Raw genomic sequence first — 22,062 nt, forward strand, 5'->3', positions numbered from 1 at the left:
ATCCGTCAGAACGTGAGGCCGAAGCGCCCGTACACGTGGTAGCCGTGGTCGTCGGAAGCCTTCTGGCCGCCCAGCGGCACGGCGCCGTCGAGATGGAATTCGAGGTGGTGCCAGAACGGCAGGCGGAAGATGAAGCCCGCGCCCACGCCGCTGTAGGTCACCGACTTCAGGCCGCTGGCGCGTTCCTCGGCCACCGGGAAACCGCGCGCGTAGTCGAGGAAGGTTTCCAGTTCCAGCAGCTCGCGCCACGGCCGGCCGCGGAACGGCGACGCCTTGTTGCTGAAGCCCGGTGCGTCGACGTGGTACTCCAGCGAGGTGTAGTAGCCGCGGGAGCTCAGCGCGTCGGCGATCGGATAGGCGCGCACGCTGTCGGGTCCGCCGATCGCGAACTGCTCCAGCGGCGCCAGCACGTCGTTGCTGTACTGCCCGTTGAACTTGAAGTACAGCCGCTGGGTGCGGGTAAGGAACTGCAGGCGGGTGTACGAGATCCGCGTGGATACGAAATTGCTGGCATGGTCCGGGCTGACCAGGTCGGGCTGCTTCGAATCGTCCTTGATCGACTTGCGCACGGCTACCTGCAACAGATCCACGCCGTTGAAGCGCTTGTCGGTGTGCTCCACGCCGAAGCCCAGCTCGGCCACGTTGAAGCGCTCGTCCGACAGTGGGAAACCGAAGCCGCCCAGATCCAGCTTCGACTCTTCGCGGATGAGGTGCAGCGAACCGAGCATCGTCAGGTCGTCGTCGTTGACGAACTTCCAGTCGGCACCGCCGAAATACGAGGAGCTGGGTCCCTTCACCTTGAGCTGGGCGAACTGGCCGGAGTTGATCTGCAGCTCGCTGCGGGTGCCGCCCACCACCGCGCTGAGGCCGGGCACCACCACGGTCGGCGCGCGATACACCAGCGAACCGTAGACGTTCTGGCTGGGATCCAGCGCGTAATTGACGTTGGCGGCAAGGCTGTCGCCGATGCCCAGCGGGCTGTTCCAGGTGATGCCCGCCTCCGCGCGATAGCGGCCGGTGAGCGCAGTGCCGTAGTTATTCGCGCCCACGGTGATGGTGTACGGCCGCGGTGCCTCGCGCGCCACCATGATCAGGTCGGTGTCGCCGGTCTGCACGCCGGGCTGGAAGGTGGAGGTCACCGATACGCCCGGCAGGTCGCGGTCGTACAACAGCGCCGTGTCCACATCGCTCTTCTGCAGCGCCTTGCCGCGCAGCTTCTCGGCCGGCGCCGCGATCACGCCGGGGTAGTAGCGCTTGGTCCCCTTGACGATGATCCGGCCGATCTTTCCTTCCAGCACCTGGATATGCACGATGCGGTCGTCGCCCACTGTCTGCGCCGGCAGGAAGGCGGTGGCCACGATGAAGCCGGCCTTGCGATAGCGCGCGGTGATCGCGTCGGCCACGCCCTGCATCTGGTCGAAGCCAAGTTGCGCTGGTTGCCCGCTGCCGCCGCCGAGCTTGTGGAATTGCGCGTCGGCCAGCGCCTGGATGGCGGCCGGGGTGATGCCGGCTCCCTTGTGCTCGCCCACGCCTTCCACATGGAAGCCCTGCACGGCGATCTGCTGGGTCTGCGCGCTGCCCACGTCGCGTTCCTTGAGCGCCGGCACCACCCGGTCGCTGGGCGCTGCAGGCACCGGCGGCGCGGGCGCCGGCGCGACAGCCTGGGCTGCCGCGGCCGGCTTCGCCTGCGCCACGACGGATGCCGCCGCGACGGCCGCCTGGCCGGCCCCCGCCGTCGTATGCACCGTATAGGCCATCACCTGCTCGGGCAGGTAGGCATGCGCATCGGGGTAACCGGCCTTGTGCAAGGCCAGGGTGATCCGGTCGGCCAGTGCCTGCAGTTGCACCGCCGTCAACGCGGCGGGATGACCGGTCGCGACCAGCGTCTGCTGGTATTCGCGGTCGATCACCGCCTGCACCGCGGACTGCGTGTCCGGCCCGGCGGCGGCGGCCGGTACGCCGCTGACCAGGATCTGCGGCGGACTCCCCCCCGCCGCCTGCGCCCAAGCCTCCCCCGTTCCCAGGACCAGCGCCAACGCTGCTGCCAGACAGACCCTGCGCACGGCAATCCCCTTAGTCTCATGATCGATAACGAACGCACACGGGCGCCAACGGCGCCCGTGCCATCCCGCGGCTCGGTCATGACGGATCGACGGTGCCCGCCGGACTAGCTGCCGCGTCCGGGCCCACGATCATCGAAAAAAGACCGTCCCTGATACCCAATGCGCAAAGCGGCGGTTTTTCCGGTCACGCCGGGCGAACCGGCGGTGCAAACCGCCAAGCGGTCGTCAGTTTCCCCGCAACAGCCAGTAGAGCAGCAGCGCGCACAGCACCAGGCCGAACGCGAAGGCCAGCAGCTGTTTCCAGGCCACCGCGTGGCGGGCGGCGTAAGGGGCCGGCAGGGATTCCGCAGGCAGGGCTTGCGCATGGGCGCCGGCCGCGCCGCGCCCGCCCTGCTGGGCATTCCGGCCGCGCAAGGTGTTGCGCGCCGTGATGCCGTGGCTGTCGCACAGCGAACCGAGCAGCTGGCGCCGCCGCAGCCGGTACTCTTCGCGGCTGATCCGTCCGCTGTAATGGGCCTCGTCGAGGACGCGCAGCCCCTGATTGACCCGTCGCTCCCGCTCGCTCATTTCAGCTCCCGCAGCACCCGGAACCCGACATCTTTCTGCGCGCTGCCATTGTCGCTCCGATGACTGTCCACCGTGCAATCGGACCAGTAGCTGTTGTAGCTGCCGCCGCGCACGATCACGCCGCCGCCGCTGGTCACCCATTCCCAGACGTTGCCGGTCATGTTCACCAGCCCCCACGGATTGGGCTCGCGGCCCAGCGCGGAAATCGGCCCGCCGCCGCTGTCGTCGCTGGCCGAGGGCGGGATGCAGTTGCTGTCCGGCGCCTGTTTCCAGCCGCCGCCCGCATGCGCCGCGTGCATCCATTCGGCATCGCTGGGCAGGCGGTAGGTGTAGCTGCTGCTGCTGCTGAGCCACTGCACGTAAGCCTTGGCCTGGTCCAGGCTGATGTTGCTGACTGGCAGCTGGCTGCTGTCCTGGTCGCCCGCGGACACACCGGTGCAGGCATGGCTGGCCCGGCAGTAGCGGTTGAATTCACCCACGGTGATCTCGGTGCGGGACATCGCAAAGGCCTTGCCGCCGCCGACGCCGGGGATCACCACCAGGGCCGGACCGCGCCCGCTGGTACCCAGGGTGTCGACACAGGCACGCCCCTTGCCGACCAGTTCCGGACGCCCGCACGGGTCGTTGCCCGGCGCCGCGGCAGCCGCCGCCGGGGCGGCTGCACCAGCGGCGGCCGTCGAAGGTTTGGTCGCAACGCCCGCGGCGGGCTTGGCTGCTGCCGCCTCGTTGGGTGTGCGGCCCGGCGCGACGGCGGACGGTGCCGACGGCGTGGATGGCGCCGGTGCGGCGGGCGTCGGCGTGGCTGCTGCTGCGGTGGCGCTCGGCTTCAAGCTGTCCAGCAACGCCGCCAGGCTGCCCTGCGACAGGCGGCCATGCTGCTTCAGATCGGACTCCAGCGCGTCCAGGCCTTGCGCATCGGCCTTGCGAGCGGCGCCCAGCTGGCTGCGCAGGCGCTGGTAGTCGTCAGCGGACAAGGGCTGGCCGTTGGCCTTCAGCAGCGCGGCGACGAGTTCGTAACGCTGCTGGGCATTGCGCAGGTCGCTGCGATTGCCCAAGGCCTTCACGCCTTGCGCCAGTACATTCGCTGCGGCCTGGTACTTGCCGCGCTGGAACTGCTCGTCGGCCTGGCCCTGGTAGGCCGATGCCACCAGCTGCGGGCCTTCCTTGGCGAGGAAGGGATTGTCCGGCTGCAGGCTGCGGATGCGGGTCAGCGATTCCAGCGCCTTGGCGCTGTCGTCGGCGGCCGCCGCACGCCGCACCGATTCGATGCGCGAGGCCACCTCGGCGGTGGCCGCCTCCTGGTCGAGCTGGGCCTGTGCCTGGCTCTGCAAGCTGGTCAGCTTGTCGCGCTGGGCGAGCAGCGGTGCCGACTGCGGCGCGTACTGCAGGCCGAAATTCACCAGCGCCAGGTCCTGCGGCAGGTGCATCGTATCGGTCTGCTGCCCCGCGGCGCCGGCGATGGCGGCGCCCAGGGACGCCACCAACCGGCGCGTCTCGGGCGACGGGTCGTTGTGCAACACGGCCATCGCACTTGCCACCGACTGCTGCCAGCCGGCATTCGCCGCCGGGTTGGCCACCAGCGCGGCCAGCGCGCTGCGCGCCTGCGCCAGGCTCTGTACCGGCGCGCCTGCCGCGGGCGCGGCCGGCGCCGGTGCGGCCAGCGCGGCCAACTGTGCCGCGCGCTGCTTCAGCCGCGTCGAATCCGGGAACAGCCGGGTGGCCAAGGTCAGCCGTTGACGCGCCTCGTCCGCATGGTCGGCGCTCAGCGACTGACCGATCGCGATGTCGTACTTCAGTTCCAGCTCGGCGTTGTGCAGCAACGCGCTGTGCGGATCGATCGTACGGATGCGGTCCAGCGTGACCACCGCGTTGTCGGGCTGGTTCTCGTAGATCGCGCCGGCGGCAATGCGCTGCGACAGCTCGGTGTCCAGCGTGTTGAGCAGATCGTTCTTCTGCTGGGTCACCTCGGTGCGCCGGGTATCCAGCTTGGGCGAGTACAGCTTCAGCTGGTCGCGCAGATCGAACACGTGCTGGGCGCTGGGGTAGCCGTAGCGGCCCTTGGCCGGGTTCCAGTAGGCATCGATGCGCGCGAGCAGGAAGTCCTGGATCGCCTCGCCCTGGTCGAGCACCAGCCGCTTGCGATCGTCCTCGCCGAGGCCGTCCAGCGCCTTCACCGCATCGTCTTCATTCGCGTAGTGATGCGGATTGCCGATCGCGAAACGCGCGATCACCTGGGAGATGTGGTGCTGGTGCAGGTAACTGATCGTGCCCCAGGTACCGGCGCCGATCACCACCGCCGCCACCGCGCCATAGCCGAGCTTGGGCAGCAGCCGCTCGCGCAGGCCGATGTCGCGCAGGCCGTCGATCAGCGCACCCGCGCTCTGCAGCCGCTGCTCGGCATGGAACGCGACGCTGTCGCACAGCGTCTTGTACTGGCGCCGGGTCAGGCCCGGTACCAGCGGCGGCTTGCGGCCTTCCTTCATCGCCACTTCGGCGCTTTGCTTGTCGAACGGATGCTTGCCGGTGAGCAGCTCGAACGTCACGCAACCCAGCGCGTAGATATCGTCGGAAGGCGTGGGCTCCTTGCCCTGGATCATCTCCAGGCTGGCATAGGCCGGCGTCAGCGCACCCAGCGTACCGGCGTCGAACACCGTCTCCTCGCCGGTGGCTTCGTTGAGGTGCTTGCCGGCGCGCGCGATGCCGAAGTCGAACACCTTGGGCACGCCGTCGCGCGTCACCATCACGTTGCCGGGCTTGAAGTCCGAGTGCACGATGCCGGCTGCGTGCGCGCGCTTCAGCGCCCAACCCATGCCTTCGATCAGCGGCCGCGCCTCGGCCAGCGGCATGCCGTGGTAGGCACGCTCGCGGATCAGTGTGCGCAGGTCGGTGCCGTCGATGTACTCCATCGTCATGAAGACGATGGTGCGGTCCTTGTCGAAATCGTAGACGCGCACGATGTTGTCGTGCGCCAGCAGCTGCGCGCGGCGCGATTCGCGTTGCAGCGCGATCAGCGAATCCGGATGCCGGCGGAACTCGTCGTTCAGCACCTTCACCGCCACGTACGGATCGCGATCGCGCGCCTCCACCTTGCGCTCGTCGCGGGCGAGATAGACCACGCCCATGCCGCCGCGGCCGATCTCGCGTTCGAGCAGGAAGCGGCCCTTCAGCAACATGCCGGCGCTGGCGAAGTCGCCGCCTTCGGCTTCGGCCACCTTTTCCCAGCTCGAACGATTGAAGCTGCTGCTGGAGCCGGTGCCCTGAGTGCCGGTGACGGCGGTGGCCTGCGGCGCGTCGGCGGCGGGCGGCCGCGAGGCCGGCGCGACCACGGTGGCGTCCGCCTCGCCCGCGGGTGCCTGCGGGCGCGAGGCCGGCTGCACCATGGTCATCTCGGCATCCGACGGCGGCGCGGCACTACGGTTCGACACCTGCACCTTGGTCACTTCGTTGTCCACCGGCGCAGGCGGCGCGGACGGCGGCGCGGACTCCGCCGGCTGCAGGCTGCGCAGCTTCGCGGCAAGCGCACGCGCCAGCGTCGGATCGAGCCGGCCGTCGGCCGCCATCGCCTCCAGCAAGGCCTGCTCGTCGCGGCAGGTTTCGTCCGGCAGCGCCCCCCGGGCGGTCAGCGCTTCGAACAGCCCGGGAAGCGTGAGGCGCTTGGCCTGGTAGTCGGCAATCAGTTCGGCGATGGAACTCATGAGGAGCAATCTTTCCTGTCGTTCGCGGAATCACGGAGTCGTGACGGAAGCGCCGCACCGGGAGCCTGGTCGGGCCGGGCGCGGGCCGCCGGCATCAGCTGACCACCAGCATGGGCACTTCGTTGGTGCGTACCTTCTGGCCGCCCATGTAGAGCGTCGAGCTCATCGTGTAGCGGCCTTCCTGGATGCCCTTGGGCAGGTTGAAGTCGAAGCTGGTCTCGTATTCGCCGGTGCCGTTGATGGCGTCGACATCCTTGGTGGAGGTAGCCAGCTGCTTGCCGTCGGGCGAGTACAGGGTCAGCTGCTCCTTCAGCTGGGGCGGCACGTCGTGCGCGCCCCGCAACAAGGTCACGTGCGACTGCATCTCCACCTTGCCGCCGCTCTGCACCGTGCCGCCCGGAACCAGCGCGCTCTGGTAGGAATCGATGGTGTTGGTCGCCGGCAAGGCGCCGCGCTGGCTCTGGTATTGCGCCTCCACCGCCCGCGCGTCGCGCACCCGCCGGCTGTGGTAGTTGTAGGCCATGCACGCGAAGACGCCGACCCCGGCGCCGATCGCCGCGCCCGCAAGATGCCCCTTGCCGTTGCCGAACAGCGAGCCGGCGAGCGCACCGATGGCACCGGTCACCACCGGATTGCATTCGTGCGTGGCCGTGCTCTGGGTGCTGGCGCCGGGGGCCGCGGCGGTCGCGTCCGGCTTGCCGAGGCCGCCCATGTCGGCGCATCCGCCGAGCAGAGTCACGGCGATCGCCATCGCCGGGAGTCCCGTGCTGCGAAATTCGTGAGCATGCATGACCGCCCCTCCTTCAGTTGATCGTGATGTTGCTCATCGCCCGCTGCTGCGCCTGCTGGGCGCGTTGCAGGAGTTGCCTGGCCCCCGGGTCCCCGGGGGCGATCTGCAGCGCGGCCTTGGCATTGGCGATCGCCGCGGAATACTTCTGCTGCCCGTAGTTCTGCTCGCCTTCCCGCAGCAACTCCGCTACGACCTTGCGCATCCGCGATGCGTCGTCGGCGGCCGGGCGCGCGGCCGTAGCCGGCTGCGATGCGAGCGTGGCCGCCGCCGGCCCCGTCGGGTTCGCCGGCTTCGCGACCGGCTTCGGCTGGTCCAGGTCGTGCTTTTCCTTGTCGACGGCGAGGCGCCTGACTTCCAGCTGCGGCAGGAACAGATGCAGTTGCGCAGGCAGGTCGAAAACCCGGCTGGCAGCGGCGTAATCGCGCCGGCCCTGGGCAGGCTTCCAGTAAGCATCCACGCGCCCGAGCAGATACGCCTGCACCAGATCGCCGTGCGCCAGCATCAGTTGCCGCCGTTCGTCCTCGCTCAACCGGGTCAATGCGGCGAACGCCTGTGTCTCGTCCGCGTAAGCATGGACGGCACCGGGCTGGAAGCCGGCCACGACCGCCTCCACCTGGCGAGCGCGCCACTGGCTGACCGCCAGCCAGCCGCCCGCAAGCAGCAACAGAATGCAGGCCAGCGCATAGGCCAGTGGCCGGCCGGCGCGTTCGCGCAGGCGGACGTCGCGCAGGCCTTCGACCAACGCCTCGACGCTCTTCAGCCGCTGCCCGGCCTGGAACGCGACGCTGTCGCACAACGTCTTGTACTGGCGCCGGGTCAGGCCCGGCACCGACGGCGGCTTGCGGCCTTCCTTCATCGCCACTTCGGCGCTTTGCTTGTCGAACGGATGCTTGCCGGTGAGCAGCTCGAACGTCACGCAACCCAGCGCGTAGATGTCGCCGGCCGGCGACGGCTCCTTGCCCTGGGTCATCTCCAGGCTGGCGTAGGCCGGCGTCAGCGCACCCAGCGTACCGGCGTCGAACACCGTCTCCTCGCCGGCCGCCTCGCCCAGGCGCTTGGCCGCGCGCGCGATACCAAAGTCGAACACCTTGGGCACGCCGTCGCGCGTCACCATCACGTTGCCGGGCTTGAAGTCCGAGTGCACGATGCCGGCCGCGTGCGCGCGTTGCAGCGCACTGGCCATGCCGGCGATCAGCGGCCGCGCCTCGGCCAGCGGCATGCCGTGGTAGGCACGCTCGCGGATCAGTGTGCGCAGGTCGGTACCGTCGATGTACTCCATCGTCATGAAGACGATGCTGCGGTCCTTGTCGAAATCGTAGACGCGCACGATGTTGTCGTGCGCCAGCAGCTGCGCGCGGCGCGATTCGCGCTGCAGCGCGATCAGCGAATCCGGATGCCGGCGGAACTCGTCGTTCAGCACCTTCACCGCCACGTACGGATCGCGGTCGCGCGCCTCCACCTTGCGCTCGTCGCGGGCGAGATAGACCACGCCCATGCCGCCGCGGCCGATCTCGCGTTCGAGCAGGAAGCGGCCCTTCAGCAGCATGCCCGCGCTGGCGTGGTCGCTGGCCGCCGCCTCGGCCACCTGCGCCCAGTCGGTGCGGCTGGCCTGCGGCGTCTCGCTCACTGGCATGCGCGAGGCGGGCATGACCACGGTGGCATCCGCACCGCCCACGGGTGCCGGCGGACGCGAGGCGGGCTGCACCATGGTCATCTCGGCGCCCGGCGGCGATGCCACGGCGCGAGGGCCCGACACCTGCACCTTCGTCATCTCATCGTCGGCCGCGGACGCCGCTGCGGGCGGCTGCAGACCGTGCAGCTTCGCGACCAGCGCGTGGGCGAACGCGGGTTCGATCCTGCCGTCGGCCGCCATCGCTTCAAGCAGGGTCTGCTCGTCGCGCAGGGTTTCGTCCGCCACCGCACCGCGCGCGGCCAGCGCGTCGAACAGCCCGGGCGAGGTGAGCCGCCCGGCCTGGAATTCGACAAGCAGTTCGGCGACGGAAGTCATGCGCCGCTCAATCCTGCAGGCGCACGATCACGGCGGAAATATTGTCGCGCGCGGCACGCTGCAGCGACAGGTCGAACAGGCGCGCCAGCAGCGCCGAAGGCTCGGGCTGGACGTGACTCTCCTGGTCGAGTTCCTCGTCGGAAAGCTCTTTGTTGATGCCGTCGGAACAGAGCAGGAACTGCGTGCCGGGCCGGTTGCTCGCGACTACCCAGTCCATGAACAGGCGCTCCTCGGCGCCGACCGCGCGGCTGAGCACGCCGGCGCCCGCCTGCGCCGTCGCCGCGCCGCCGCCGAACTGGGTGATGTCGTCCTTGGCGCCGTGCACGTGGTCGCGGGTGATCTGGCGCAGGTGGCCGTCCTCGTTGCAGTAGGCGCGGCTGTCGCCTACCCAGCCGCACAGCATGAAGTCCTTGTCGTGCACCAGCAGGACCACGGTCGAGCCGATGATGTCGCTGCCGCGCTCCAGCGCGGTGGCGATCAGGTCGGCGTTGATCTGCTGCAAGCTGTCCTCGATCGACTCGATGAAATCGAACACGCTGCCCTTGCGCGGCAACGCACTCAGCCGCTCGACGATCAGCTGGCTGGCGTAGTCGCCAGCGGCGTGGCCGCCGAGGCCATCCGCCACCACCCACAGGCCGACGTCGTCGCGCAGCAGGATCGAATCCTCGTTGTGCCGACGCACCTTGCCCGTCTCGGTACGGCCCGCGGACAGGTAATGCAGGGTCATGGCTGCACCTCGATCACGGCCAGCGGCCAGCCGGCCGCGTTGGAACCCAGTCCCGCCACGGCGGCGATGTGCGCGCACGCGGCATCCGGCGATGGCAATGCCAGCGCCTCGCCCAGCAGCGACGGCGGCAGCTCCGCCAGCTTGCGGGTGGCCAGCAGCAGCAGGCGGTCGCCGGTGTCGATCTCGCAGACGACCTCGTCGCAGATCGGCTGCGCGGGCGCACCCAGCCCCGGTGCCACCGGCGAGGTGCGGCTGAACAGCAAGTCGTCCAGCTCGCCGCCGAGTCCGCTGCCGTCCGCCGGCCGCTCGCCACCGCCGGCGGCGAACACGGGATGCAGCTGGCCTGCGCGCCAGTGCCAGGCACTCGCGGTGCCGATGCGCAACAGGTCGGCCCAGCGTCCGGTGACACGCACGGCGATCACTGCGCCGTCCTCGTGCACCGGCTCGGCATGGTCCTCGGACAGCTGGCGCAGGCGCGTGTGCAGCACCAGCAGGCGCGTGCGCAGCGCCTGCATGCCGGCGACGAAATCGCTGGGCACGAAGCGGCCGATCAGTTCGCTGACCGACGCCGCGGCCTGCCGGCGCGGATCGGGCGTGCCGTCGTCGGCCACCACCATCGTCAGTGCGCAATCGTAGCGATGCAGCACGCGCGCGCCGCCCACGTCGGCCGCGCGCACCGTGGTCTCCGCCGCGCTGGGTTCGATCGCGTGCAGCTGCGGCGCCAGGTCGGCGAACAGCTCGGACAGATCGTCGGGCAGCTTGACCGGCGTGGGGGGCGGCATGGTCGCGGCGACCGGCGACACGACCGGTGGCGCCATGCGCGGCGGCGCCGCCGCGCCCGGCACCTGCCATGGCGCGCCGGCATGCGCGGCGTCGAGCATGCCGGCATACGCAGCCGGTTCGGGCAGGCCACGGGTCACCAGTACGCTGGGCGGCATCCGTGCCGCACCCATCGTCCACCACAACGCCTGCCCTGGCGTCTCCTGCAATTGTTCCCACAGCGTCGCCAGGAAGCCGGTGTCGGCGCCGGCCAGCGGCAGCGCCAGCCGCCAATGGCCGGCGCCGCGCCAGTCGGCCTGCGGCACGCTGCCGCCGGTCGCGGTCGGTGGCGCCAGCGGATCGGGCAAGGCAGCCACCTGCAGATCGAAGGCATCGACGCCGGCGCCGTTCGCCTGCGCTTCGCGGTGGGTGCGTTCGGCGCTGGCGAACCAGGTGTCGTTGCGCAGCACTGCATCGATCGCGGCAGCATTCGCCAGCGGCACGGCGATCACCATCGGAAAGCAGCGTCCCACCCGGTCGCTGGCCGGGCCCGTCACGCCGGTCCAGGCCGGCTCGCCGCAAATGCCCGGCGCCAGCACGAAGCGCCACACCGCGCCGTCCCGCCACGCAGCCGCCCAGTCGTCGCCCAGCCGCGCACGGCTGGCGCTCACCGCCTGCTCGAAATGGCGATCCCAGCTGTCCACGAAAAACGACGGCAAACGCCGTTGTACGAAATCCCCGGTACCGGGAAGCTTGCCGAAGAATCCCCCTGTAGAGAGCCTGTTCACGGTTTCCAGGTACTCCGCGTTGCTATCGCTCGATCGTGGGCGGACGTCCACTCCCTCTCTCTTCCTTGGCCTGCGCGCAAACAGATTCCGGCGCGGGGTACCTGGAAACCGTGAACAGGCTCTATCGGCATCTGGCTACCCACCGCACCGGAAACGTTGCACTTCGGTATTGAGGAACGGGTTCTTCAGATTGCTCGCCTGGATCGTCAACTTCGCCGTCTTGCCGCCGAAATTGAAGGTGGCGAGGAAGCTCAGGTCCGACTGTTTCTGCAGGCGCGCGGCCTGCAGCGCACGGAAGAACGCCCAGTCGCCCTGGTAGTCGAAGGTGCTGAGCAAGGTGCCCGAGCTGTCCCAGGCGGAGACCGTGACGTGGCCCGGCTGCGGCCCCGGCCACTTCATCGCCATGCTGGTGGCGCCGCCGGGCTGGTAGACGTATTTCTGGCCGTCGACGTCGAACTCCAGCTTGCCGATGCCGGCATCGAGCAGCGGCGCCTGCAAGGTGAAACCCACTTCGGGCAGGTTGCCGCTGCGGAAATACATCTGGCGGATGTCGTCGGCCATCTGCGCCTCCGCCAGCACGCCCGGCGGACCGGCCACGGCACCCGGACCGGTCTTCCACTGCCAATTGCGGCCGCTGGCGTCGACCAGCTTGGACAAGGTCTGCTTGTTGAAGCTGTCGAAGCTGCCGCCGTTGCCAAACAGCTCACCGAAGTTCTGCAGCGGGATGTCGGTGCGGCTGTCCGGCGAGAACGGGTAGCGGCCGCGCACGAAGCTGGCGCAGTCCTTGCCCACCACCTGCTGGAACTGGTCGCCCAGCGCACCCTTGGTGCCGCTGGCCACCAGCGCCTGGCTCTTGCCGGTGAGCGCATCGACCCAGCCGGATACCGGCGCCGGCAGCTGCGATGCCTGCTGCTGCGCCAGCAGCAGCTGCGGGTTGGGCTGGCCGGCGGCGTTGCTGAAGTCGGTCATGGTCAGCAGCGTCTTGCTCAACTGGTCGAGCACGCCCAGCGTCTGGTCGATCGGCGCCGTGCCCGGCGCACCCGTGCTCAGCTGGTCGAGCGTGGCGAAGTGCGCGCTGATCGCCGCACCCGGCGGCTGCGCCGCGGGCGCGGCGGCGCCGCCGGACGAGGCCAGCGCGCGGGCCAGCGCGTTCTGGGTGAGCTTCTGCGCCGCCTTCTTCTCGGCCGCCTGCTGCGCGCCGGCCAACGCCTTGTCCCCGGCATCCTGCGGCGGCGCCTTCATCATGTCGCTGGTGTTGTCGCGCACCGTGTTGAGCAAGGCTTTCAGCGGCGAGCTGGGCCCGGACAGCTTGGCGGCGATCGCGCTGGCGTCCTGGATGCTGGCGACCGGCTGCAACTGCAGGTCGGCAAGCAAGCCGTCCCAGGCCTTGATGTAGTCCTGCTCGTACAGCGCCTGCACCTGCTGCGCGAGGCGGGCCTTCTGCAAGCTGTCGATGGGCGTGGCGCCGAACACCCAGTCGTCCTTGGCGAACTGGTCGACCGCCTGCGCGATGCCCTTGCTCGCCTCGTACTGGAACATCGGCTGGGTGTACAGCGCCGGTATCGGCTCGGACAGCGCCGCGCCGCTCTTGCGGCGGAACACGTTGCCTAGCAGGCCCAGCGACTTGTCCAGCTGCAGCGGCGGATAGTCCGTGCTGCCGGCGCCGAGCTTGAGGTTGCCGTAGATCAGCGTGGGCAGGTCTGCCGTGCGCAAGGTGTTGCGCGCCTGCTCCACCAGGGTCTTGTCCAGGCTGAGCGCACGCAAGCGGCCCGGCTCCGCCACCAGCGCGTGGAAATGTTTCGCCAGCGCCTGCTGCAGCACCGTGTCGCCGGGAAACACTTTGCGCCATTCGATGTCGGTGAGCGCGGCCAGCTCGTCGGCGTTCTGGTGCTGCGGCTCGCCCAGCATCAGGTAGCCCTTGAGGTAGTAGTACAGCGCCTGCGGATCGCCGGCGTTGCCGGTGAGCCCGCTGCGGAACTGCGCCGCCACACCCGGCAGCAGCAAGCCGTTCAGTTCGCGCAGGTAGGCGTCGCGCACTTCCCCGCTCACCGCGCTGCCCTGGTAGAGGCCGAAACGCATCGAGAACGGCACGTGCCCCTGATACTTGTTCGCCGCATCCTGCACCGCGGACAGGCCTTCCAGCCGTTCGAGCACGCGGGCGAAATACTCCTTCTGCGTGGTCGTGGCGTCGACGTCGCTCTTGGCCGGATAACCCTGCAGCGCCGCCTGCACGTCGGCGAGGTAGCCGCGGTTGTGGCCGTAGCTGGTGCCGAAACCCACCAGCAGCAGCACCGTCAGCAGCAGCACGCCCGCGTAGGAAGCGATCTGCAGCAGCACCTTCTGCCGCTCCAGCGACGGATTGGTGCCGGCAAAACCCGACTCGCCGAACAGCACCTCCTTCAGCAAGCGCTCGACAAAGAAGGTGCGCCGCTGTGCGCCGGGCACGTGCAGTTGTCCCGCGTCGACGCCGAAGGTGCGCGCCACGGCGCTCATCATGCGGTCGATCGGCGTGCCTTCCTGGGTGCCAGAGGTGAGGTAGACGCCGCGCAACAGCGGCTGCGCGGCATACGCGTGGCCGCTGAACACACCTTCCACGAAGCGCCGCGCGATCTCGCGCAAGGCGGCCAGCTGCTGCGGGAACGACAGGATCGCCGCACGCCGGTTGCGGTCGCGCTCCGCATGCAGGCGGTCGAGGATGCGCGTGTCGAGCTGGCGCAGCAGCAGGTCGAATTCTTCGCCGAAGCGTTTGGCGGCGCTGCCGTCCATGGTCGCTTCCAGCGGGAACGAGAAGCCCCACACCTGGCTGCGCAGCTCGGGATTGAGGTCGTCGAAGAATTCGCCGAAGCCGGCGACCAGGTCGCACTTGGTGAAGGTGAGGTACACCGGCACGCCGATGCGCAGGTGCGTGGCCAGTTCGTCCAGCCGGCGGCGGATCGCCTGGATGTGTTCGGCGAGGCCCGTCTCGTCCAGCGTCAGCAGGTCGGACATGCTCATCGCGATCACCACGCCGTTGATCGGCCGGCGTTTGCGGTACTTGCGCAGCAGCTTCAGGAACTCGGCCCACGCCGAGGCATCGGCGTCGCGGTCGGAGTCCTGCATGGTGTAGCGGCCGGCGGTGTCGAGGAACACCGCTTCGTCGGTGAACCACCAGTCGCAGTTGCGGGTGCCGCCGACGCCGCGCAGCGCTTCCTTGCCGAAGCGCTCGGACAGCGGGAAATTGAGCCCGGAATTCTGCAGCAGCGTGCTCTTGCCCGAACCCGGCGGACCGATCACCACGTACCACGGCAGCGCATACAAGTTGCCGCCGCGGCGGGTCTTGCGCAAGGTGTCTACCGCTTCCTGGAAACGCGCCTGCAACTGGCTGCGTTCGGCCGTGCTGCGTGCGTCGCGATCGTCGCCCTGCCCGCCCTGCCCGGCCAGTTCGCCGGACATCTGCTGCGCCTTGCCGCGCGCGCGCCAGGCGCGGATCTGCAGGATCGCCAGCCACACCACCACGATCAACACGATCAGCAGCAAACGCGCCGCCACGCCGGCCAGCGGCTGCGACGCACCGATGCCCAGGTACGGGCCGCCCAGCCAGATCAGCACCGCCAGCAGCACGATGCCGATGAGGGTGATGAACCAGCCGGTCTTCAACAAGCTCAGGAACTTGGCCACTGGTTCAACCCTCGGGGATGTACATCAGTTCCACGCGCCGGTTGCGCGCACGATTCGCCGGCTGGTTCGGCGGCAGCGCGATCGGCTGCGAATCGCCGGCACCGCTGGCCTCGAGCCGGCCGGGGTTGTCCAGGCCTTCGCCGAGCACCTGCTGCACTGCATGCGCACGTGCCGCGGAAAGCGCGAAGTTGTCCTTGAACTTCAGCGAGCGGATCGGCTGGTCGTCGGTATGCCCCACTACGATTACCCGTCCCGGCACCTGGTTCAGCGCCGCGGTGATCGCATGCAGCAGCGGCAGCTCGCTGTCGCTGACCTCCACGCCGCCGGAGGCGAACATGCCGGTGGCGGACAGCCGCACCAGCTCGCGGCCGTTGCCCTGCTCGACGATGGCAAGCTTGCCGGCCTGTTCCTCCGGCGCCAGCAGCTGCTTGAGCGTGGGATGCGCCGGCGGCGGATTGGTCTTGTTCAGTTGTGCCATGGCCGGCGGCGTGGCGCTTTCCAGGCCGACCTGCGCCAGCTGCGCACTGACCGGCGCGGACAAGGTGTTCAAGCGTGAATGGAAATACAGGTAGGCGCCCAGCAGCACGCAGGCCGCCGCCGCCACGATCACCCACAGCGGCACGTAGCGGATCAGCGGATTGCGCCGGTCCTGGATGCCGCGCCAATGCGGCGCCAGCTCCTGCGCGGCCGGCGCGCGCTGCGCGCGGATGCGCCGGTACAGGTCTTCCTGGATGTCGGCCAGCTTGGCGCGGCCGCCGGCCTCGATCAGGTAGCGCCCGCCGAAACCCAACGCGAGGCAGATGTACATCAGTTCGATCAGGTCGATGTGGCGCGAGAAATCCGCGCACAAGCGCTCCAGGATCTGGAAGAACTTCGCGCCGCCGTAGGACTCGCCGTGGAAGGTCACCAGCAAGGTCTGCTGCGCCCAACCGCTCTGCTCGCCCCAGGGCGCGTTGAGCACCGCCTCGTCGAGCATGGTGCACAGCACGTAGCGCGCGGCCAGCGCGGTCTGCTGGGCAATGTTCGCCTGCTGCGTGTGGCTTTCGAACTTGCGCACCTGGGCCACCGTCTGCTCGCGCAGATGGTGTGCGTCCGGCGGCGTCGCGCTGTGGCGCAGCTGCACCGCCAGCAGCAGCAGAGGGCTGGCCGCCTGCACCAGCGGATTCATGCCGCTGCCGAGGAAGGCGCTGATCTCGGCCGGCGTGGCCGCCACACCGCGCGGCGCGGGTGCGGGTGCAGCCACGGGCGGCGCGACCGGCGCGGGTGCCTGCGCGGGCGCGGGTGCCGCGCCACGCGGACGCACCACGGTGGCGTCGCGCATCGGATCGTCGTCGAACGGACCTTTGGGCGTACTCACATCAGCCTCCTCGAATCGCCCACAGCTGCAGGTCCAGCCCGGCGAAGCCGCTGCCGAAGTGGAAGGCAATGCCGCCGGACGTCTTCAGCTCGCGCCACATCGCCGCGTGCCGGTCGAACTCGAAATACAGGTAGCCGGCGTTGTACGGAATCTGCCGCGGCGCCACCGGCATCGGCGACACCGGGATGCCCGGCAACTGCAGGTTCACCAGGTCGCGGATCTTCTCCACCGGGCCGATCTTCGATTGCGCGGGCAGCTGCCGGCGCAGCTCCTCGGACTTCACGTCGGCCTTCGCCGCCAGCACGAAGGCGGCGTTGTCGAGCAAGGTGAGGTCGGGCACCACCGCCACCCACACACCGTATTTGCGTTCCTGCAACGGGATCGGCGTGGCGGTCTGTTCCATCACGGCGCTGAGGCTGGCGCGCAGTGCGGCGATCACCGGCTCGAAGCTTTCGCGCAGTGCCTCGTGGCGGTACGGCGGCAGCGCGGGCGGCCGCTTGCCCGGCGCGGTGAAGGTGGCCAATTCGCCCGCCATCGCCACCAGCACCCGGTACAGCTCCTCCGGATGCAGCAGCGGCGCCTCGGCCAGATGCGCCACCAGCGGCTGGCAGCGGTTCACCACCTGCAGCAGCAGGAAGTCGGCGATCTCCGCCGCGCCACCGCGGTCGGTCAGCGCCACCCGGCTGGCCAGCGCCTCGCCGCGCTGGTGCAGCAAGCCGAGCAGTTCGGTGAGGAAGGTCACCAGCCGCGACACGCCCTGGCAGGAAAGGCCGGTGGGCATGAACGCGTCGTCCAGCATCACCCGGCGGTCGGTGCGGCACTCGATGATGCGTGCCAGCGGCATGCGGGTCAGCCCCTCCATCGGCTGCGACTGCGGCAGCAGCCGGCTGCTCATGCCGCCCACTTCCAGCGGCGTCGCGCCGTCGGTGCTGCCGGAGGCATCGCGCACTTCCGCCTCGCGTACGCGGAAGCGGAACAGCTTCTCTGCCGGCGCCTCCGGCCGCCCGCTGTCGGGCTGGGTGGGCGAGCGCAGCGGCAAGGTGAGGTAGACGGTCTGGTCGCGCCAGTTCGCATCCACGTCCAGCGGCGGCGGCAGCGGATCGTCGCCGGGCATCGCGAACGGCGTGCCGTCGGGAAGCACACCGCGCGCACGCTTGATGCCCAGCTTGCCGATCGCCAGCAGGTCGGCTTCCAGTTCCAGCTCGTGGAAGCCCCAGGCGTAGGGGCGCAGGCTGCCGGCGCGCAGTTCGACGAAGCGCTCCAGGTAGCGCTCCTGTTGCTGCATGTGCTGGGGCCTGAGGAACAGACCTTCGCTCCAGATCACCTTGTTGTTCTGCGTCATGCCTCGCACTCGCTTGTCGTTGGTTTCATGCGCCCGTGGTCGACGGACGCGGCGTGTGCCCTGCCCGCCGCGCCGACTTCAGTCGTGCCAGTTGTTCCTCGTAGGCACGCGCGAATTCGTCGCCGAACAGTCGGCGGAAGCACTCGTCCGGATTGCCCATCAGTTCTTCGAAATGCTCGCGATAGCGATCCCAGTAGCGGCCCTTGCCGCCGAAGGCCGCGCGCTTCGCGCCACCGTCGGCCTCGTGCTCGAAGCGGTCGGGATTGAAGTGCACCAGCAGCGACTCGAACGCTGCACGCACGCCGGCCAGCATCGCCATCTGGTGGCAGCGGATGTCCTCGAAGGCATCCTGGAAGGCCGCGCTGCCGGACAGAAAGGCCGGCCCGGTCGGCGCCAGGATGCGTTGCACCGCCTCGTCCGCGGTGGGCGCGAACTTCAGCGGGTTGTTCTCCGAACGCTGGATGATGGTCACCGGCAGACGGAAGGTGTTCTTGATCTCGGCGCGGGCGCGCAGCACGTCCATCACGCCGTCGGCGACGATCAGCAGGATCTGCTCCAGTTCCGCCGGCAGAGCGGTCGCCGCCGCTGCGGCGATGGGCGCAGCCACCGGCACGGCGGCCTGCGGCGCGACGGGCGCAGCGATAGGCGCGGCCGGTTCCGCCTTGGGCGCGAAATCGCCCATGGTCAGATCCCAGTTCTCCGGCAGCACCTGCGCCTGGCGCTGCACGTCGGTGACCGGTGGGCGGAAGTGGTCGGCCGTGCCAGGCGTGTGGTTCCAGCTGGGGACCGGCGCCGGCTGCGACGGCGCGGGCTCCGGCGCCGGCGTCGCATAAGGCGCATCGAGGAAGCTCAGCGGATCGAGGTCGCCACCGATCGCCGCGGCATCGGGGATCAGGCTGGAACCCGCACCAGCGGCCGGCGGCGTGGCCGGCGACAACAGGTCGGACAGGCCGAAGTCCAGCGGATCGCCGGCCAGGGGCGCAGGCGCGACGGCCGGCGCGAGTGCGACCGGCGGCGACGGCACAGCCTGATCCTGCGCCTGCACCTGCACCGAGATTTCGAAGGTGTCGATCTGCAGGCGGTCGCCGTCCTTCAGCGCGGAGGGCTCGCCCCTGGCCAGTGGCGCGCCGTTGAGCAGCATGCCGTTGGTGCTGCGGTCCTCGATGAAGTAGATGCCGTTGAGGCAGCGCACCATCGCGTGGATGCGCGACACCCCTGGTGCGCCGAGCACCCAGTCGCAATCCTCGGAACGGCCGATGCTGCCGCCGACCTGCGGAAAGCTTCGCTGGCTGCGGCTGCCAAACTGCGCGGCCTGCCGGCCGAGCACCGCTAATGTCAGTGTCTGCATCGACACGCTCAAGCTCCCCTGGTGCCCGCAGCGGCGGCGTCGCCGGTGCCGAGCAGAGTCAAGGCACGGGCGACGAACTCGGCGCGGCGTGCCGCGAACTGTTCGGCCACCAGCGCCGCCATCAGATTGGCCGCCGCCACCGTGGCGCACGCGGTGAGGTGTTCCGGCGGCGGCGCCGGCGTCTCCTGTGCGGCCGGCGCCAGACTGCCGCCCGACCAGCCGGCCGCCGCGGCCATCCACGCGCCCAGCGACTTGTAGCCGCCGGAGTTGGCAAATTCGTACGCGGCGCGGCGGTTGCTTTCGGTGGGCTCGCGCACCCATTTCTCGGCCAGCGAGGCGCCGGCCTTGTCCTCCAGCTCCAGCGGCTGGTCGCGCGCGCACTGGCACAGCCACGCCACCGCGTAGCGCTTGGGCAGCAGGCGCGCCAACAGCTTCAGCGCGTCCTGCGCCTCGCCGGCGTCCAGCAGGGACTGCACCGCCGCCTGCGGCGTCATCTCCGGCCGCAGGCGCGCGCTGGCCGCGGGCGACAGGCCCATCTGCATCGACGCTTGCAAGATCGCGGACATATGCGCCTCCTCAACCGATCATGGTGATGCCGCCGCCCAGCTTGGCCATGCCATCGCCGGTGAGCTGCAGCATCGGCCCTTTCACCGTAGTCATCGCGCCCCCCTCCACGTTCATCATCGCGTCCGAGTGCACCTTCACGCTGGCGCCGGCGCCGATGTCCACCGAAGCCTGGCCCGCCACCTTCACCGTGGCGTCGCCGGTGATCTTGATGTTGACGCCCTTGATCTCGATGTCGCCCGATGCCTTCAACGTGATGCTGGAGGCGCCGCAGACCAGGTCGATCTCGGTGCCCGCGTCGAGCTTGAATTTCTGGCCGATCGTGGTGGTGCCGTTGGCGGTGACGTCGAGCTTGTCTTCGTTCTGCACGGTGACCTTGCGGTCGTGCTTGATCGTCTCGGTCTGGTCGTTGTCGACGGTCAGCGTCTGGTTGTTCTTCACTTCCACCGTCTCGTCGTGGTCGATAGTCACCACGTGATCGTTCTCCACCTCTTCGTGCATGTCCTTCTGCGCGTGGATGAAGAAGTCCTCGCTGCCCTGCTTGTCCTCGAAGCGCAGCTCGTTGTAGTCGTCGGTGCCGCCGAGCAGGCTGCGGCTCTTGATGCCGCTCTGGGTCTTGTTGTCGGGCAGGCCGTAAGGCACGGTGTTCGCGGCGTTGTAGACGCTGCCGATGATCAGCGGCCGGTCGGGGTCGCCTTCGAGGAAGCTCACCACCACTTCCTGGCCCACGCGCGGGATGCTCACCGCGCCCCAGCCCTTGCCGGCCCACGGCGAAGCCACGCGCACCGGACAGGAGCACTTCGCGTTCGGCTTGTCCGGCATGTTCCAGTGGAAATTCACCTGCACACGGCCGTACTGGTCGACGGCGATGTCCTCGTCGGTATCGCTGCCGGTGACGATCGCGGTCTGCAGGCCGACGACCTTCGGCTTCGCCGTCCTGATTTCCTTGCGGAACGGAATGCTGCTGGGAAGCGCGCGGAACTGGCACTGGAATTCGAGCACGTCCCCGCCGCCCGAGGCGTGGCCGCCGCCGTGCAGGTGGCTCTGGGTGGCTGTCAGCAGGTATTCCCGGTTGAGATCCTTGCGCGGGTACTCGCTCAGGGTGAACAGGTTGCCGGCTTCCGCGCCGCAGGCGTCGGTGGAGCCGCGGTAGCCGGAACGCGCAGCAGTCAGGGCTTCGGCGCGCACACTGGCGTAATGCTGGCCCACGCTCGCGTCCCCATGCGCGCCGGGAAAGTCGAAGACGCTGTAGGTCGTCGCCGGCTGGTTGCCGTCGCTGGTCTGCGAGGAGAGCAGCGACGCCTTCGGCGTGAGCGGGTTGTAGTCGGTCAGCTTGAAGGTGGCGCCATCCACGCCGCGCACCGCTTCGAACGTGGCGATGCGCGCAGCCTTGCTCAACGCGCCGCCGGCGCCGGGCGCGAACGGCACCTTCTTGAAGGCGTCCACGGCGGCATGCGCGCCCACACCGTCGGCCAGCACCATGGTGTGCTTGCTGCTGTCGTGGGTGAAGTAATAGTAAATGCCCTCCTGCTCCATCAGGCGATGGATGAAGGCCAGGCAATCCTCGCGGTACTGCACGCAGTAGTCGCGCTGCGTGTAGTTGCCGGTGAGACTGTTCTTCACGTCGGTGTAGCCGGATTCCTCCAGCAGCTTCTGGATGATGTCGGGGACGGTCATCTCGGTGAAGATGCGGCAGTCCACGATCTGTTCCAGCAGCCACGGCTTGGGCACCAGGATGACGGCGTACTGCGCGAAGACCAGCGTGTCGACGGTGGTGACGCCGGTCTGCGAGGCCTCGCAGACCATGCCGTTGAAATGACGCTCGAAACCATCCTGCAGGGTCAGCGTCACGGTCATCGAGGAGCCCAGCAGCGAGGTCAGGTCAATGCTCGCGTCCTGGCTCTCGAACTGCAGCTCGAACCGGAAGAGCTCGCCCAGCGCCTCGTCCGCACTCAAGCCGACGAACAGCAGGTTGTCGCACTTGCTGGAAGTGATCTTGATGGGATCGCTCATGCGGCTACGCTCCCGGGAAATGGCAAAGGTCGTTCATGCCGGCGTGGCTCCTGCAGGGCGTCGCTGCGCTCCATCGCCCGACCGGCCGGCAGCATCTGTGCACTGCGCACCGGAAACGGGTCGCCGCCGCGTGGTTGCACACCGGCGGGCAGCGGACAGACAGGCAGGTTGGCTGGACGATTGGCGGGTGGCATAGGAACTCCTCCCCCTGTAATGCGCAATCGCGCGGCATTTCGGGTCACGCCCCTGCAAATTTGCTGCCGCGGCGCTACAACCGATTGATTGACATGATTTTCCTGCCAGCACTGGCGCCCGCAGCGGGCGCCGTCGGCATCGCGGCGCCGTCAGGGCGATACCGGGATCGCCGGCCACCGCGTGGAGGGG

General features: G+C 69.2%; 12 protein-coding genes and 1 pseudogene. All 13 read right to left on the reverse strand.

Annotation, left to right across the window (positions count from 1 at the left end; genetic code table 11):
* Positions 1-5 precede the first annotated feature (5 nt).
* Positions 6-2,063, reverse strand: a complete 2,058-nt coding sequence (locus ISP14_RS00675) for a ShlB/FhaC/HecB family hemolysin secretion/activation protein (protein ID WP_404535133.1) — start codon at positions 2,061-2,063, stop codon at positions 6-8.
* Between the two features lie 225 nt (positions 2,064-2,288).
* Positions 2,289-2,630 (reverse strand): hypothetical protein, encoded by a 342-nt coding sequence (locus tag ISP14_RS00680; RefSeq protein ID WP_404535135.1) that lies wholly within the window; start codon positions 2,628-2,630, stop codon positions 2,289-2,291.
* The gene (locus tag ISP14_RS00685; RefSeq protein ID WP_404535137.1) at positions 2,627-6,325 is read right to left on the reverse strand and encodes a protein kinase domain-containing protein; all 3,699 of its coding nucleotides are present in this window, start codon (positions 6,323-6,325) and stop codon (positions 2,627-2,629) included. The genes ISP14_RS00680 and ISP14_RS00685 overlap by 4 nt, the downstream gene beginning before the upstream one ends.
* Positions 6,326-6,419: 94 nt before the next feature.
* Positions 6,420-7,115 carry a hypothetical protein gene (locus tag ISP14_RS00690; protein ID WP_404535139.1) on the reverse strand — a complete coding sequence of 232 codons (696 nt, stop codon included), beginning with the start codon at positions 7,113-7,115 and terminating at the stop codon, positions 6,420-6,422.
* Positions 7,116-7,434: 319 nt separating this feature from the next.
* A pseudogene (locus tag ISP14_RS00695) lies at positions 7,435-9,123 on the reverse strand (protein kinase domain-containing protein); the annotation flags it as partial.
* Positions 9,124-9,130: 7 nt separating this feature from the next.
* Positions 9,131-9,850: a PP2C family protein-serine/threonine phosphatase gene (locus tag ISP14_RS00700; protein WP_404535143.1), complete on the reverse strand. Its 720-nt coding sequence runs from the start codon at positions 9,848-9,850 to the stop codon at positions 9,131-9,133.
* Positions 9,847-11,397 carry a type VI secretion system-associated protein TagF gene (tagF, locus tag ISP14_RS00705; protein ID WP_404535146.1) on the reverse strand — a complete coding sequence of 517 codons (1,551 nt, stop codon included), beginning with the start codon at positions 11,395-11,397 and terminating at the stop codon, positions 9,847-9,849. Before tagF ends, ISP14_RS00700 begins: the two co-directional genes overlap by 4 nt.
* Before the next feature lie 135 nt (positions 11,398-11,532).
* Entirely contained in the window at positions 11,533-15,054 is a 3,522-nt protein-coding gene (gene tssM, locus ISP14_RS00710; RefSeq protein WP_404535148.1) for a type VI secretion system membrane subunit TssM, read from the reverse strand.
* 4 nt (positions 15,055-15,058) lie between these two features.
* A complete protein-coding gene (gene icmH, locus ISP14_RS00715) occupies positions 15,059-16,375 on the reverse strand; it encodes a type IVB secretion system protein IcmH/DotU (RefSeq protein ID WP_404536089.1) in 1,317 nt (438 codons plus the stop codon).
* A gap of 37 nt (positions 16,376-16,412) precedes the next feature.
* Entirely contained in the window at positions 16,413-17,753 is a 1,341-nt protein-coding gene (gene tssK, locus ISP14_RS00720; RefSeq protein ID WP_404535150.1) for a type VI secretion system baseplate subunit TssK, read from the reverse strand.
* A gap of 25 nt (positions 17,754-17,778) precedes the next feature.
* Entirely contained in the window at positions 17,779-19,107 is a 1,329-nt protein-coding gene (gene tagH, locus ISP14_RS00725) for a type VI secretion system-associated FHA domain protein TagH (RefSeq protein ID WP_404535152.1), read from the reverse strand.
* A gap of 2 nt (positions 19,108-19,109) precedes the next feature.
* Positions 19,110-19,667 carry a DUF6931 family protein gene (locus ISP14_RS00730; protein ID WP_404535154.1) on the reverse strand — a complete coding sequence of 186 codons (558 nt, stop codon included), beginning with the start codon at positions 19,665-19,667 and terminating at the stop codon, positions 19,110-19,112.
* 10 nt (positions 19,668-19,677) lie between these two features.
* Entirely contained in the window at positions 19,678-21,678 is a 2,001-nt protein-coding gene (locus ISP14_RS00735) for a type VI secretion system Vgr family protein (protein WP_404535156.1), read from the reverse strand.
* Positions 21,679-22,062 lie beyond the last annotated feature (384 nt).

The sequence above is a fragment of the Dyella agri genome (assembly GCF_044904705.1).
In the GTDB taxonomy this organism is placed as follows: domain Bacteria; phylum Pseudomonadota; class Gammaproteobacteria; order Xanthomonadales; family Rhodanobacteraceae; genus Rhodanobacter_A; species Rhodanobacter_A agri.

Excerpts from the sequence above, each read along its gene's own strand:
- ISP14_RS00680 (WP_404535135.1), bottom strand. The coding sequence starts at position 2,630 with ATGAGCGAGCGGGAGCGACGGGTCAATCAGGGGCTGCGCGTCCTCGAC.
- ISP14_RS00685 (WP_404535137.1), bottom strand. The coding sequence starts at position 6,325 with ATGAGTTCCATCGCCGAACTGATTGCCGACTACCAGGCCAAGCGCCTC.
- ISP14_RS00690 (WP_404535139.1), bottom strand. The coding sequence starts at position 7,115 with ATGCATGCTCACGAATTTCGCAGCACGGGACTCCCGGCGATGGCGATC.
- ISP14_RS00700 (WP_404535143.1), bottom strand. The coding sequence starts at position 9,850 with ATGACCCTGCATTACCTGTCCGCGGGCCGTACCGAGACGGGCAAGGTG.
- icmH (WP_404536089.1), bottom strand. The coding sequence starts at position 16,375 with ATGCGCGACGCCACCGTGGTGCGTCCGCGTGGCGCGGCACCCGCGCCC.
- tssK (WP_404535150.1), bottom strand. The coding sequence starts at position 17,753 with ATGACGCAGAACAACAAGGTGATCTGGAGCGAAGGTCTGTTCCTCAGG.
- ISP14_RS00730 (WP_404535154.1), bottom strand. The coding sequence starts at position 19,667 with ATGTCCGCGATCTTGCAAGCGTCGATGCAGATGGGCCTGTCGCCCGCG.
- ISP14_RS00735 (WP_404535156.1), bottom strand. The coding sequence starts at position 21,678 with ATGAGCGATCCCATCAAGATCACTTCCAGCAAGTGCGACAACCTGCTG.